This is a genomic window from Streptomyces sp. NRRL WC-3618, from assembly GCF_001280005.1.
Classification (GTDB): domain Bacteria; phylum Actinomycetota; class Actinomycetes; order Streptomycetales; family Streptomycetaceae; genus Streptomyces.
This window is the reverse complement of sequence record NZ_LGDW01000084.1, coordinates 1-13645: the sequence shown is the minus strand read 5'-3', so window position 1 is coordinate 13645 and position 13645 is coordinate 1. Positions and strand designations below refer to the sequence as shown.

At 68.9% G+C, this 13645-nt stretch carries 9 protein-coding genes and 1 pseudogene; 8 read left to right on the top strand and 2 right to left on the bottom strand.

Annotated elements, in window-relative coordinates; genetic code table 11:
- Positions 1–222: 222 nt before the first annotated feature.
- Positions 223–1509 (bottom strand): glycoside hydrolase family 27 protein, encoded by a 1287-nt coding sequence (locus ADL01_RS11130; RefSeq protein ID WP_234354586.1) that lies wholly within the window; start codon positions 1507–1509, stop codon positions 223–225.
- Positions 1510–1693: 184 nt separating this feature from the next.
- Positions 1694–2752 carry a LacI family DNA-binding transcriptional regulator gene (locus tag ADL01_RS11125; RefSeq protein WP_063783500.1) on the bottom strand — a complete coding sequence of 353 codons (1059 nt, stop codon included), beginning with the start codon at positions 2750–2752 and terminating at the stop codon, positions 1694–1696.
- Between the two features lie 312 nt (positions 2753–3064).
- On the opposite strand from ADL01_RS11125, the gene ADL01_RS11120 reads away from it, so the two are divergent.
- From ADL01_RS11120 to ADL01_RS11085, 8 genes and pseudogenes are all read left to right on the top strand, one after another.
- A complete protein-coding gene (locus ADL01_RS11120) occupies positions 3065–4333 on the top strand; it encodes an ABC transporter substrate-binding protein (protein ID WP_053741776.1) in 1269 nt (422 codons plus the stop codon).
- 106 nt (positions 4334–4439) lie between these two features.
- Positions 4440–5312, top strand: coding sequence for a carbohydrate ABC transporter permease (locus ADL01_RS11115; protein WP_053741775.1), 873 nt, complete (start codon positions 4440–4442; stop codon positions 5310–5312).
- A 125-nt stretch (positions 5313–5437) separates the two neighbouring features.
- A complete protein-coding gene (locus ADL01_RS11110) occupies positions 5438–6328 on the top strand; it encodes a carbohydrate ABC transporter permease (RefSeq protein WP_053741774.1) in 891 nt (296 codons plus the stop codon).
- Between the two features lie 195 nt (positions 6329–6523).
- On the top strand, positions 6524–7381 hold the full coding sequence (locus tag ADL01_RS11105; RefSeq protein WP_053741773.1) for a glycoside hydrolase family 43 protein: 858 nt from the start codon (positions 6524–6526) through the stop codon (positions 7379–7381).
- Positions 7382–7496: 115 nt separating this feature from the next.
- Positions 7497–9971, top strand: coding sequence for a carbohydrate binding domain-containing protein (locus tag ADL01_RS11100; RefSeq protein WP_053741772.1), 2475 nt, complete (start codon positions 7497–7499; stop codon positions 9969–9971).
- A 380-nt stretch (positions 9972–10351) separates the two neighbouring features.
- Complete coding sequence (locus ADL01_RS47730; RefSeq protein WP_053741771.1) at positions 10352–10717, top strand: TIM-barrel domain-containing protein; 366 nt, start codon at positions 10352–10354, stop codon at positions 10715–10717.
- A gap of 38 nt (positions 10718–10755) precedes the next feature.
- Positions 10756–11310: pseudogene (locus tag ADL01_RS47725) on the top strand (beta-L-arabinofuranosidase domain-containing protein); the annotation flags it as partial.
- On the top strand, positions 11202–13178 hold the full coding sequence (locus ADL01_RS11085; protein WP_324614595.1) for a beta-L-arabinofuranosidase domain-containing protein: 1977 nt from the start codon (positions 11202–11204) through the stop codon (positions 13176–13178). The pseudogene ADL01_RS47725 and the gene ADL01_RS11085, both read left to right, overlap by 109 nt.
- The last annotated feature ends 467 nt before the right edge of the window (positions 13179–13645 follow it).

Sequence of the window (13645 nt, the reverse complement as noted above, 5' to 3'; positions counted from 1 at the left end):
GTGAGCGTCACAGCGAGCGATCAGGAACAGGTGGAGTGGGAGCGGCGGGCTCGGTGCAGGACCGAGCCCGCCGCCGCACGTGCAGAACCCGGTCGGTGGTGACCTGGCGATTGCCTGTGACCCACTGGTGCCAGGTGATTGTTTGCGGGGGTGTTCGCGCCTCCCCGGCCCGTTCTCACCGGCTGCCGCCGGTCCGGCACCAGGGGCCTGAGTTCGCACCTTTCACGGCGAGAGGCGGTAGAGGGCGGCGCCGTGGGTTGGGAGGTCGATGCGCAGGCAGTGGCTGTCATGCGGTGTGTCGGTACGGGTCCACAGTTCCCGGATGCGGTCGCCGGGTCGTGCCCCGATGGAGCCGAGCGGTACCGTGACCTGCTGGGGGGCGTCGGCCAGGGAGAACACGGCTGCGTAGCGGGTACGCCCGTCGGAGTCGCCGGCGGTCCACAGCACCAGGTCCTTCTCCCGGAGGACCTCGCGGTTGTCCCTGCTGTGCCACAGGACGGCGAGCGCCTCGTCGTTGGTGAGCAGTTCGATCGTCTCCTGCGGGCTGGTGGGCAGGTCGCCGCCCATCATCAGCGGGGAGCGGGAGATGAACCACAGGGTCAGCAGGCTGATCTGCTCGGCCCGGGTGAGCCGGGACAGGCGGTCATCGCCCCGCTCGGCCCGGATGCCGATACGGCCCAGGGGCAGCATGTCCGCGTCCGCCCAGCCGCCCTCACCCTGCCAGGGGGCCCATCGGGCCATGCGGGAGAACTGGGCCTCGATGTCCTCCCACCGGTCCCACAGGTCGTCGCAGACACGCCATATCGTGGCCGTGTCCCGCAGGTGGTCGAGGTGAGCGAGGGAGACGTCGGTGCCCGGGGACAGGCTCAGTTCGATCGGCCGGCCGCTGCGGGCGATCGCCCGGGCATAGGCGGAGATCTCCCGCTCGTGGTACGGGAAGAGCATGTCGTCGGCCTTGATGAAGTCGACGCCCCACTCGGCGAACTGCGCGACCTGGGCGTCGTAGTACGCCTGCGCGCCGGGGTGGTCGTGGTTCAGGCCGTAGTTGTCGGGATTCCAGGGGCACACCGAGGTGGTGTCGGCGATCTCGTCGGCGGTGAAGTCAGTGCCGGCGACGGGCAACCGGGCGGCAACGGCGCGGCGCGGGACTCCGCGCATGATGTGCAGGCCGAAACGCAGCCCCAGTTGGTGCACACGGTCAGCAAGCGGCGCGAATCCCGCGCCGTCGGCCGCGGAAGGGAACCGGTTCGGCGCCGGCAACTGGCGGCCGTGGCCGTCGAGGACCACCGGGGCATCCGGGTTGTAGCCGTGGGCGCGGGCCGTGGGGTCGTACCACTGGATGTCCACGACGACGGTGTCCCAGCCGTGGCTCAGCAGGTGGTCCCGCATGAAGGTCGCGTTGGCCAGGACCTCCTCTTCGGTGACGGTGGTGCCGTAACAGTCCCAGCTGTTCCAGCCCATGGGCGGACGCAGATGTCGCTCGGGCAGCGGACGTGTGGAACGGGTCATGGCTGATCTCCTGGACAGGTAGGGCGGGACACGACAGCCGCGCGGCGGATTCCTTCAGATCCTGGGACCGCAATCGTGCTGGAGGTGATGAGAGCGCCCTCACGGTGTCGAAAGGCCGGCCGTCGCGGCGCTGAGCACCAGGCGCGGGGTGTCGTCTCATGTCTGGAGTGCGTCATCGCGTACGTCACGCGGCGCCGGTCCCCGGCAGACTCCGCTCGGCGGTGGTCTGGGCGCTGCCGGGTGGCGGGGCCGTCGAGTTGCGTACGACGAGCTCCGTGCCCACCTCCATGTGTTCCATGAGCAGTCGCTGCCCCTCGATGAGGGACAGCAGGGCGCGGGCCGCCTTCTGGCCCATGTCGTGGAGCGGCTGACGCACGGTGGTCAGGCCGGGGTAGCTCTGCGCCGCCTGCGGGAGGTCGTCGAAGCCGACGACGGAGATGTCGGCGGGCACGTCGAGGCCTCGCGCCCGGGCGGCGTCTATCGCGCCGAGCGCCATCAGGTCCGCACCGGCGACGATCGCCGTCGGACGGTGTTCGTCGATCAGCCGTTCGGCCGCGCGGAAGCCGCTGGCGTAGGAGAAGTCGCACGAGGCGACCAGTTGCTCCCCGACCTCCAGGCCCGCGAGCCGCATCGCGTCCTCGAAGCCCTGAAAGCGCAGAGACGTGCTTTCCAGATCCTCCACGCCTCGGAGGTAGGCGATGCGGGTGTGCCCCAGGTCGATGAGGTGCTGCGTGCCCTGCCGCATCCCGTGGTAGTTGTCGACGGTCAGCCTGGGCAGCGGTACGTCCAGGCGCCGGGGATCGATGATGACGCAGGGCAGCTTCTGCCGGCGCAGCAGTTTGACGGTGTCGTCCTCCAGGACGGGCGCGATCATGAGCACACCGTCGACGAGACCGTTGGCCAGGAACTGGATCCGGTCCTTCTCCCGCACCGCGTCGTGGTACGTGGCGTTGACGAGCAGTTCCTGTTCGACACTGGCCAGTTCGTCGGCGACGCCGCGCAGGATCTCCAGCCCGTACTGACTGGTCAGGTCCAGCGCTATGAGACCGATGAGCCCGCTACGGCCGGCCTTGAGGTTGCGGGCCGCGACGTTCGGCCGGTAGCCGAGTCGCCCGGCGACCTCCATGACGCGGCGCCGGGTCTCCTCGGAGGCCCCCGGCCTGCCGTTCACGACGTTGGACACGGTCATCGCGGAAACACCGGCCTCCTCGGCCACCTGCGCGATGGTCACCCGTCCTGCCACTCGAACTCCTTCGACCCGTGAACGCTCAGCGGACTGTAACGATAAGGCTGCAAGCGCGTCAACGATAACTTCCGCGCAACAAGGGGTTGCTGAGGCGCCCCGGCCGAGTCGATCAGCCACCGAAAGTTACATCTAGATGTCGCCTAAGTTTTGCGTTACAGTCCCGGCAATCGGCAGTCACGATCGCCGCAAACACGGGTCGACCGGTCCTTTTCCGGATGTAGCGCTTACCCCACACGGAAACCGACCAGCCCGTTCACATCCCTTCAGAGATGACAAGTCGGCCCCGACCGACGATGGGTGAGGTATGCAATGAAGCGTTCTGGGAGAGGTCTCGCGATCGCCATCACCGTCGCCACCATGGCGGTGTCGCTGGCCGCGTGCGGTGGCGGATCGTCCGGCACCTCCGCCGACGGCAAGGTGACCCTTCACGTGCAGGCGTGGAAGGGCGGCGGCGCGGAGCCGGCGAACGTGGCGGAGATCAACAAGGCGTTCGAAAAGGCGCACCCGAACATCAAGGTCGACTTCGAGTACATCACCGCGAACGACACCTACGTCCAGAAGCTCCAGCCCGAGCTGCTCGGCGGCAAGGCCGGCGACGTGATCATGGTCGACACGGACAAGATGAAGAAGTGGGGAGCCTCCGGCTACCTCGCCGACCTGTCCGGGGAGTCCTGGGCTAGCAAGATCGCCCCGGACGCCAAGCCGTTCGCGCAGGCCGACGGCAAGACCCTCGCCATGCCGATGGAGCTGATCGGCATCGGCCTGTACGCCAACATGGACCTGCTGAAGAAGGCGGGCGTCACCGAGGTCCCCGCCGACTGGCCGACGTTCCTCGCGGACCTCGCCAAGGTCAAGAAGGCCGGCATCAACCCCATCGCGCTGCCCGACAAGAGCGGCTGGACCGGCGGGTCCGTCTTCCAGGCGAGCGGCTCGACCCTGGTCTACCAGAAGAACAAGCAGTGGGACTCCGACTTCCTCGGCGGCAAGGCGTCCTTCGACCCGGACTGGAAGGGCCCGCTGCAGCAGTTGAAGACCCTGGAGGACAAGGGGTACGTCAACTGGAAGAACGAGCTCGGCAATGACGAGTGGTCGCAGGGCCCGGCGGACTTCAGCGCCGGAAAGAGCGCCTTCTGGTACCAGGGCGCGTGGCAGGTCTCCAACATCAAGAAGGCCGGTTTCCCGGTCTCGTTCGCGCCCTGGCCGGGCGGTGACGCGGGCACCAAGCCCAACGGCATGCTGTTCGCCGGCACGATGTGGGGCGTCAACTCCCAGTCGAAGCAGGGTGACGCGGCACGCGAGTACGTCGACTTCTGGTCGCAGAGCGAGAACCTCGGCAAGTTCCTGGCGGCCGAGAACGCGGAATCGCCCTTCACGGGCGGCACGACGCCGGAGAGCACCGAGACGACGTCCTTCACCACGGCCTTCAAGGACGGCCGTTACCGGATCCTCCCGTCCAACACCTGGTACGGCGGGGCCGCCGAGACCGAGACCGGCTCCAAGATCCAGGCGTACCTGCTGGGCAAGGCGTCCGACGCGCAGACGCTGAAGGACATCCAGACCGCGGCGTCCGCGAAGTAACCCAGCCGCTCACCCCTGGTCAGCCGGGGTGGGGGTCACCGGTCAGCGTCCCCTGACCGCCCCGCCCCCACCCCCGGCCCGGCCATCCTGGCAATAGGAGATCCCCGTGTTCCACCGACGGCGTGCCACCATGGCCGCCTTCCTGCTTCCGGCGATCGTCACGTACGGCGTGTTCATGCTCTATCCGCTGGCCCGCGGCATCTACCTGAGCATGACCGACAGCCTCGGCGGCCCCATCGCCAACTTCGTCGGCACCGAGCAGTACCGTGCCATGGCCGACGACCCGAAGGTCACCGCCGCCCTGTGGCACACCGTCCTGTACGCGGCCGTGGTCGTCGTCGTGCAGAACGGCCTCGGCCTGCTCTTCGCGAGCATGCTGTTCCATCGTCCCAAGGTCCGCAAGGCGCTCAGCGTCGTGCTGCTCACGCCGGCCCTGATCTCCCCGGTGATGGCCGCCTTCATCTGGTCGTACCTGTTCGCCCCCACCGGTGGCATCAACGCGGTGCTGGACTCGATCGGCCTGCACAGCCTGACCCACGTCTGGCTCGGCGACACCTCCACCGCGCTCTACTCGGTGGCCGCCGTCAACATCTGGATGTTCACCGGCTACTCCTGCGCGATCTTCCTCGCCAGCTACATGAACATGCCGACCGAACTGCTGGAAGCCGCCGAACTCGACGGCGCGCGCGGCCTGCGCCGCTTCGTCAGCATCGAGTGGCCGCTGCTCGCCCCCGCACTCACCGTCAACGTGACGCTCAGCCTCATCGGCTCACTCAAGGTCTTCGAGTTCCCGCTCGTGCTGACCAACGGCGGCCCCGCCGGCGCCACCGACACGCTGACCCTCCTCGTGTACCGCAATGTCTTCGGCGGCGGGAAGTTCGCCTACGGAGTCGCGCTGTCGGTCGTCCTCCTCGTGACCGTGGTCGTCCTGTCCAGCGCCACCTCCTCCCTGCTCCGGCTCCGCGAACGACGCGTCTGACGGCACGGCACCGACGGCGCGCACAGAGCCGACGGCACGCACAGGAACACGCACCGGAACACGAACAGGCACACGCACCGGCGTACGCACAAGGCACACGAACAGGAAACTGACGGATCGCCACCATGACTACAGACATCTCCGCGCCGCCCACCGGAACCCGGCCCACTCCCACCGGCGGGGCCTCCCCCCATCCGCTACGACGCCTCGGCAGCGGTCTCGGCACAGTCCTGCTCTGCCTGGGCACCCTGCTGTTCGTCCTGCCGTTCCTCTTCACGGTCGTCACCTCACTGCGTACGGCGGCGGACGTGGCCCAGTCCCCCCTGGGCATCCCGCACTCGCTGACGCTCAAGAACTTCACCGACGCGTTCAACCAGATCCACTACGGGCGCAGCACGCTCAACACCCTGCTCATCACCGGGCTCTCGTGTGCGGCCGTCACCGTGTTCGGCTCACTCGCCAGCTATCCGCTCGCCCGCATCACCCAGCACTGGTCCACCGCGATGTACCGGCTGTTCATCCTGGGGACGTCGATCCCGGTGTTCGTCGTGGTCGCGCCGCTGTACCTGCTGATGCGCGACCTCAACCTGCTGGACAGCTACGCGGGTGTGGTCTTCATCTACACGGCCCTGTACCTCCCGGTCGCCGTGTTCTTCTACACCAGCTTCATCCGCTCCATCCCGGTCGACCTGGAGGAGGCGGCCTCGCTCGACGGCTGTGGCGCCTTCCGTACGTTCTTCACGATCATCCTGCCGCTGCTGCGGCCGGTAACCAGCACGATGCTGACCTTCGTCGCCCTTCAGGTCTGGAACGACCTGGTGGTGCCCCTGGTGTTCCTCCAGGACCCGGACAAGCGGACCGTCATGGTCAACGCCTACTCCTTCATCGACCCGCACACCGTGCAGCCGACCACCCTGTTCCCCGCCGCCCTGCTCGGTGTACTCCCGCTGTTCGTGATCTTCATCTTCCTCCAGCGCCAGGTGGTCGCCGGCATGTCCGCCGGAGCGGTCAAGTAGGAGACCCGGGCTCATCCGTGGCGTGCCCGTCCGCCGAGAAACCCCCGCGCCGGGCAGCCCACCGGATCAGCCGACCGGACACCCGACAGGCCCGGTCGCCCGTCCCGCCGGTCCACGGCTCCAAGTCACGTCACCCGACCGACCCCACCGTCCGGGGCACCTCGCGCCCCGACGTCCCGGAAGGACCATCCCACGATGTACGTGGTCTCATACTTCACCGACGCCGACGAGGCACTGCACCTCGCCTACAGCCACGACGGCGAGAAGTTCGCGGCGGTGAACGGCGGCCGGCCCGTTCTACGGGGCACGGTCGGCACCGGCAGACTGCGCGACCCGTTCATCGGAGTGGGCCCCGACGGCCTGTTCCATCTCCTGGCCACCGACGGCTGGACGAGCCCCTCCATCGTGCACGCCACGTCGGCCGACCTGCTCACCTGGTCGCCCCAGGAGCTCATCCCGGTGATGTCCTCCGTGGAGGGCGCCCACAACGCCTGGGCCCCGGAGTTCTTCCTGGACCGCGCGACCGGGCTGTATCACCTCATCTGGTCGTCGGTCGTCGACGCCGGAAGCACGGCCGAGGGCCGCGACTACGAGCACATCGGCCAGGACCACCGCATCTGGCACTGCACCACCGAGGACTTCCGGACGTTCTCGGCGCCCGAGGTCTTCTTCGACCCCGGGCACTCGGTCATCGACGCGACCGTGCGGGAGGCGGACGGCGGCGGATTCCTCATGGCCTTCAAGGACGAGCGCGGCACCAACGACCTCACGACCGCCCACAAGGACATCCACCTGATCACCTTCGACACCCCGGGGGGGCCGTACGCCTCCTCCGTGGGGCCGGTCACTCCCTCGGTGGTGGAAGGGCCGTCGATCTTCCGCCGCGAGGACGAGCTGGTCATGATCTTCGACCACTTCCTCGAAGGACGGTACGGAGCGGCCCGCAGCAAGGACGGCGTCGAGTGGGAACCCGTGTCCCTGGCGCTGCCGCCCGGCATGCGTCACGCCTCCGTCCTCGAAACCTCCCTCCCGGCGGCGCTCTCCACCCCCTGAAGCGCCCGGCCACAGATTCCGGACGTATCCGCTTCGGCCGACCCGCCCGGTGCAGGAAGACCCGCGTCGCATCCCGCGACGCGGGGGACACATTCACCCAGCAAGGAGCGTCGCAATGAAGCGTCGCAGAACGGACCGCCCCGGGCTCAGGGCGTCCCGCGTTCTCACCCTCCTCGCCACACTGGCGGGTTCCGCCCTCCTCCTCCCGGCCCCCGCCGCCATGGCGGCAGGCACCAACCACTACGTCGACTGCTCGGCCGCGACCAACGGCAACGGCACCCAGGCCAGCCCCTGGAACTCCGTCACCGGCGTCAACAACACCACCTTCGGCGCGGGCGACAGCATCCTCTTCGCCGCCGGCACCACCTGCAACGGCCAGCTCACCCCGCAGGGATCGGGCGCCTCCGGCAGCCCCATCACCATGGGCTCCTACGGCACCGGCGCCAAGCCGGTCATCAACGCGGGCGGCGCCACCGGCCCGGTCATCCACCTGCTCAACCAGCAGTACTGGGAGATCGGCGGCCTGGAACTCACCAACCCCGCGGCCTCCCCCGACTACCGCTCGGGTGTCCTCGCCGAGAACAGCTCCGGCGGGATCCTGCACCACATCCGGGTGCACGACATGAACATCCACGACATCAGCGGCTGGCCGGCCGGGTGGTACGCCACCAACGCGGGCGTGGGCATCCAGACCGACCACACCACCAACGTCTCCACCTGGGACGACATCGTGGTCGAGAACAACACCTTCGACCACGTCGACCGCATCGCCGTCGCCGTCACCCCCGACCACGACGGCCAGGGCACCGGACTGACCACCAACGCGGTCATCCGTGACAACACCATGACCTACGACGGCGCCGACGACATCCTCGTGGTCAAGGGAGACGGCGCCCTCATCGACGGCAACACGGCCGGCCACGGAGGGCTGAAGAGCACCTGCCCGCCCTCCGGCCAGTACTGCAACAAGGCGTCCGCCGGCATCTGGATGGCCGGCAGCCAGAACACCGTCGTCCAGAACAACGAGGTCTTCTGCCACGCCAACTTCCAGGACGGCACCGGCTTCGACGTCGACTGGGGCAACCACAACACCACGCTCCAGTACAACTACAGCCATCAGAACCTCGGCGGCTTCCTGCTGATGATGCCGCCTTTCTCCATCGCCAACGAGCCCACCTCGACCGTGCCCAGTGACGGCACGGTGGTGCGCTACAACATCAGCGAGAACGACGGCACCAACGCCGGTTGTCCGGAATCCGGCACCTCCAACCACGCCGACGCCGTCATCGACTTCCCCGGCAACATCCCGAACAAGAGCGGCAGCAGCGGCATGGCCCCGCTGTTCTACAACAACACGTTCTACGTCAGGAACGGCCTGAGCACGTGGATCACGGGCGGCCGCGGCAGGACCAGCGCCTCCGGGATCCTGTCCTTCAGGAACAACGCGGTCTTCAACTACGGTTCCGGGGGCTACGTCGGCACCGGCGCGGGCTCCGTCTACTCGAACAACCTCTTCTACGGACAGCACCCCTCCTCCGAGCCCGCTGACGCCGCGAAGGTCGTCACCGACCCCGAGTTCCGCAACCCGGGCAACGCGGACACCTCCTCCTCGTACACCGGCACCGACGCCTACCAGGTCCACCCCTCCTCCCCCATAATCCGGGCCGGAGCGGTCATCAGCGGCAACGGCGGCCAGGACGCCTTCGGCAACACGGTCTCCGCGACGGCCGCGCCCAACATCGGCGCCTACAACGGCACCGGCGGCAACCTCGTCTCCAACGCCGGTTTCGAGACGGGATCCCTGACGCCCTGGACGAACAGTGGCGCCGTCCCGTCCGTCACCTCCACGGGTGCCCGCACCGGCGGCTTCGCGCTGACGACCCAGGCGAGCGGCAGCGGCGCCAACCAGAACCTGACCGGCCTCAGCCCCAACACCACGTACCTGCTGACCGGTTGGGCCAAGGTGGCGAACGCGGGCGAAACCCTCGCGATCGGCGTCAAGAACTACGGCGGTACGGAGACCTTCACCAACGTGGCGACGACGTCGTACTCCCAGACCGCCGTGCTGTTCACCACCGGCAGCACCAACACCTCGGCGCTGATCTACTGCTGGAAGAACACCGGCGGCACCGGCACCGGCACCTGCGACGACCTCGCGGTCGAGAAGATCTCCACACCGGCCAACGTCCTGACCAACGGGGGCTTCGAGACCGGCTCCCTGAGCCCCTGGATCCGCAGCGGCACCGGTGCCAACGTGGTCCCCTCCAACGCCCGCACCGGCACGTACGCCCTGCAGACCGGCGCCGCCGCCAGCGGTGTCGAGCAGTCCGTCACGGGTCTCGCCTCCAGTGGCACCTATCTGCTGGCCGGCTGGGCCAAGGCCTCGACCGGCGGTGAGCAGGTCGCCGTGGGTGTGAAGAGCTTCGGCGGCACCGAGACGTTCCTGCGTACCACCGGCACGGCCTACGCCCAGCAGCCCGTCTTCTTCACCACCGGGAGCACCAACACCTCGGCGGCGGTCTACTGCTACAAGGACACCGGTTCCGCGGCCGGATACTGCGACGACTACACCCTGATCAAGCTCTCCTGAAACACCGCCCCCGGCCAGGGTCGGACGGTGCCGTCAAGCACCACAGACGGCACCGTCCGACCCTGGCCACGTCACCCGCACGGGCCGTGAGGAAGAACAGAGGAACTGCCTTGTCCTACCGCGTCTTCGCAGCGGCCTGGGACGCCACACCGCCGAAGAGATCCTCCGCATCGAGCCCTGGGGGCCGCACGCGGTCCGGGTGCGGGCCTCGTCCGGGACCATCGATCCCGCCGCCCCCGGCGCGCTGGACAGCCCCCCGCCCTCCCGGCACGCTGAACTGTCCGTGGCGGACGACGGCTCCGCCCGCCTGGTCAACGGCCGCCTCGCAGTCGAGGCCTCGGTGAACGGTCGGCTGAGGTTCCTGCACGCCGACTCCGGGCGTGAACTGCTCGCCGACAAGAGCCCGTATCCCCACCACCCCGGCCCTCGCGGAGGCGACCGGCGGCCCGAACGAGGTCTGGTCCTACGGGGAAGAGGCGTACGGCATCCTCCGTGACCATCTGTCGCTGCGCGAGCGCCTGCGCCCGTATCTGACGCGGCTGTCCGAGGACGCCCACCGCACCGGCGCCCCGCCGATGCGCCCGCTGTTCTTCGACTTCCCCGACGACGGGCACGCCTGGGACATCGACGACCACTGCGAAGCGATGCGGTCCGCACGCCCTCCCCCAGGCCGCAGGACCGCACCCCTGCCGACGGAGCCCGATCGGCTATTGAGAGCAGCCGGCGGGCAGGAGGGCGATTCTTGATCACGCACGACCAACCGCGGTCGTCCCGCCCTGTGGCCATGCCCGCAGGTCGGCCCGCAGTACCGGTCGAGACGCGAATCCGTGCGACCCGCTCTTCCTGCGGGGCCGCAGCGTTCGAACGAAGGAAACGAACACCCATGCAGTCACTTCCCCGCAGCGCGGTCCGCCTTCTCCCCGGCCCGTTCCTCGATGCGCAGGCCACCGCCCTGGAATACCTGCTGTCCCTCGACCCCGACCGGCTCCTCGCGCCCTTGCGGCGCGAGGCGGGTCTGCCGCCGGTTGCCGAGTCCTACGGCAACTGGGAGAACTCGGGGCTCGACGGTCACACCGTCGGGCACGCGCTGTCGGGTGCCGCTCTCATGAGCGCGGTGACGGACGATCCCCGGCCAAGGGCCATGGTCGAACGTCTCGTTCAGGGCGTCGTCGAGTGCCAGGACGCCCTGGGCACCGGCTACGTCGGGGGCATCCCCGACGGCGTCAGGCTGTGGCAGCGGGTGGCCGCAGGGCAGGTGGAGCCGGACTCCTTCGAGCTCGGCGGTGCCTGGGTGCCGTGGTACAACCTGCACAAGCTCTTCGCGGGCCTGCTGGACGCCCACCGGTACGCCGGCTCGGACCTGGCCCTGACCTCCGTCCGCCGGCTGGCCGACTGGCCGACTGGTGGGACCAGGTGGCGGCGGGGATGGACGACAAAACCCACGAAGCCATGCTCCGCACCGAGTTCGGCGGGATGTGCGAGGCGTTGGCGGACCTCGCCGACGTCACCGGCACGGACCGCTACGCCGCCCTGGCACGGCGGTTCCTCGACCAGTCCCTGCTCGGCCCGTTGCGCGAGCACCGCGACGTCCTCGACGGGATGCACGCCAACACCCAGATCGCCAAAGCCGTCGGATACCAGCGGCTCGGCGGGGTCGCCGGCGACCCCGGCCTGCGGGACGCCGCCCGCTTCTTCTGGCAGACCGTGACCAGGCACCGGACGTTCTCCTTCGGCGGCAACTCCGTGCGCGAACACCTGCACCCCCGCGACGACTTCGGCTCCGCGCTGCAGTCCCCGGAAGGCCCCGAGACCTGCAACACGTACAACATGCTCAAGCTGAGCCGCGCACTGTTCCTCGAAGTACCGGATGCCGAGGTGCTCGACTACTACGAGCGCGCCACGGTCAACCACATCCTGTCCTCCCTGCACCCGGACGGCGGACTGGTCTACTTCACACCGGTGCGGCCGGACCACTACCGCGTGGTGTCCACGTCGCAGAACTGCTTCTGGTGCTGCGTCGGTACGGGCCTGGAGAACCACGCGAAGTACGGCGAGCTGATCTACACCGCCGAGGGCAGCGACCTGTTCGTCAACCTCTTCATCGCCTCCCGGCTCAGCCTGCCCGAACAGAACCTCGTACTGGAGCAGACCGGGACCGCGCCCTACGACGACGAGGTCGCACTCGTGGTGCACCAGGCCCCCGCCACCCCCACGGCGGTCCACCTGCGTGTCCCCAGCTGGAACGAAGGAACACCACGGGTCAGCATCAACGGCGCGCCGCCCGAGGGCGGGACGCTCCCGCTCAGCACGCGCCCCGGAGCAGGCGGCCAGCCCCTGACATACCTGCGGCTGGAGCGGCAGTGGCGCCAAGGGGACACGGTCACCGTGCACCTTCGCCCACGCATCAGCGCCGAACTGCTCCCCGACGGCTCACCATGGGTATCGTTCCGCTTCGGGCCGAGCGTCCTGGCGGCCGAGGGCGACCGCAAAGATCTGACAGGGCTCTTCGCCGACGACTCCCGGATGGGGCACATCGCGGGCGGCCCGTTGCGCCCCCTGGAGAACCTGCCCGTCGTGCTCACCCGCGCCTCCTCCGATGCGGCGACTGTCGTGCGCCGGCTCGACCCGGACCGGTTGGCGTTCGCCCTGGACCACGCGGACACGCCAGCGGGGGAGTCCGTCGTCCTGGTCCCGTTCGCCGACATCCACGAATCCCGCTACACCCTCTACTTCCCCCTGGCCGAACCGCAGCGGCTCCAGGAGCGGCGGGCGCAACTGCGCGCGGCCGACGACGCGGCGCTCACGCTGCGCGAGACAACCGTTGACGCCGTTGCCGCCGGCGAGCAACAGCCCGAAAGCGACCACCAGTTCCAGGGGCAGGACACCTGGTCGGGCCTCACCGACGGGCAACGGTGGCGGACCGCCACCGGGTGGTGGTCCTACCGCCTGACAGACCCGGACCACGCCGCCACCGCACTTCAGGTGACCCACCTCTCGCACCCACAGGCCGGGCCCACCCGCGTACTGGCCGGCGGACACCCGCTGGGCACGCTCACCCCCACCCCGGGTCCCGAGGGGGAGGAAATCACCCAGATGCTCCCCCTCCACACGGACCGCCCCGGCGGTCCCGTCGAAATCCGGTTCGAAGCCGTCGGCCCTGTGACCACCATCCGGCTGCGCGAAGTGCGCCTGGTTTCTCCTTCGTGAGCCCGAGACGCCTTCACGAGGACGTCGGGTAGCCCTCGGACTGGTGATCACGCTTGCCCGCGCAGGGCCCCCGCCCGCTCGACGCGCCGAGCGCGGGCGGGGGCGGGCGTGCCGCTCTTCCCGGTGCAGCGCCACACCTTGCCGATGTGAGTACTCGGCCCGGACGAATTCGAGAGCCCCGAAACGCGCACGATCACCGAACGACGACTGCTGTGGGCGAGCCGCTCATTACCCGCTTATTGCCCGCTGATTACGCGGTGTTGACACCCCTCCCGTCCACTCCTATATTCCCGTTCGGCACTCGGAATCATGTCCGACATATCGAACTTCGGCTCTCGGTCCCCCACACGTGAGGAAGCTGATCTCGCATGTCCTGGCTCCAACACCCCCACAGCCGCCGGAAAGTCATGACGGTCACCGCCGGCCTGGTCGCGGGCGCCACGCTGCCGGCGATGGGCGCGATGCGC

Excerpts from the sequence above, each read along its gene's own strand:
- ADL01_RS11120 (WP_053741776.1), top strand. The coding sequence starts at position 3,065 with ATGAAGCGTTCTGGGAGAGGTCTCGCGATCGCCATCACCGTCGCCACC.
- ADL01_RS11105 (WP_053741773.1), top strand. The coding sequence starts at position 6,524 with ATGTACGTGGTCTCATACTTCACCGACGCCGACGAGGCACTGCACCTC.
- ADL01_RS11110 (WP_053741774.1), top strand. The coding sequence starts at position 5,438 with ATGACTACAGACATCTCCGCGCCGCCCACCGGAACCCGGCCCACTCCC.
- ADL01_RS11100 (WP_053741772.1), top strand. The coding sequence starts at position 7,497 with ATGAAGCGTCGCAGAACGGACCGCCCCGGGCTCAGGGCGTCCCGCGTT.
- ADL01_RS11130 (WP_234354586.1), bottom strand. The coding sequence starts at position 1,509 with ATGACCCGTTCCACACGTCCGCTGCCCGAGCGACATCTGCGTCCGCCC.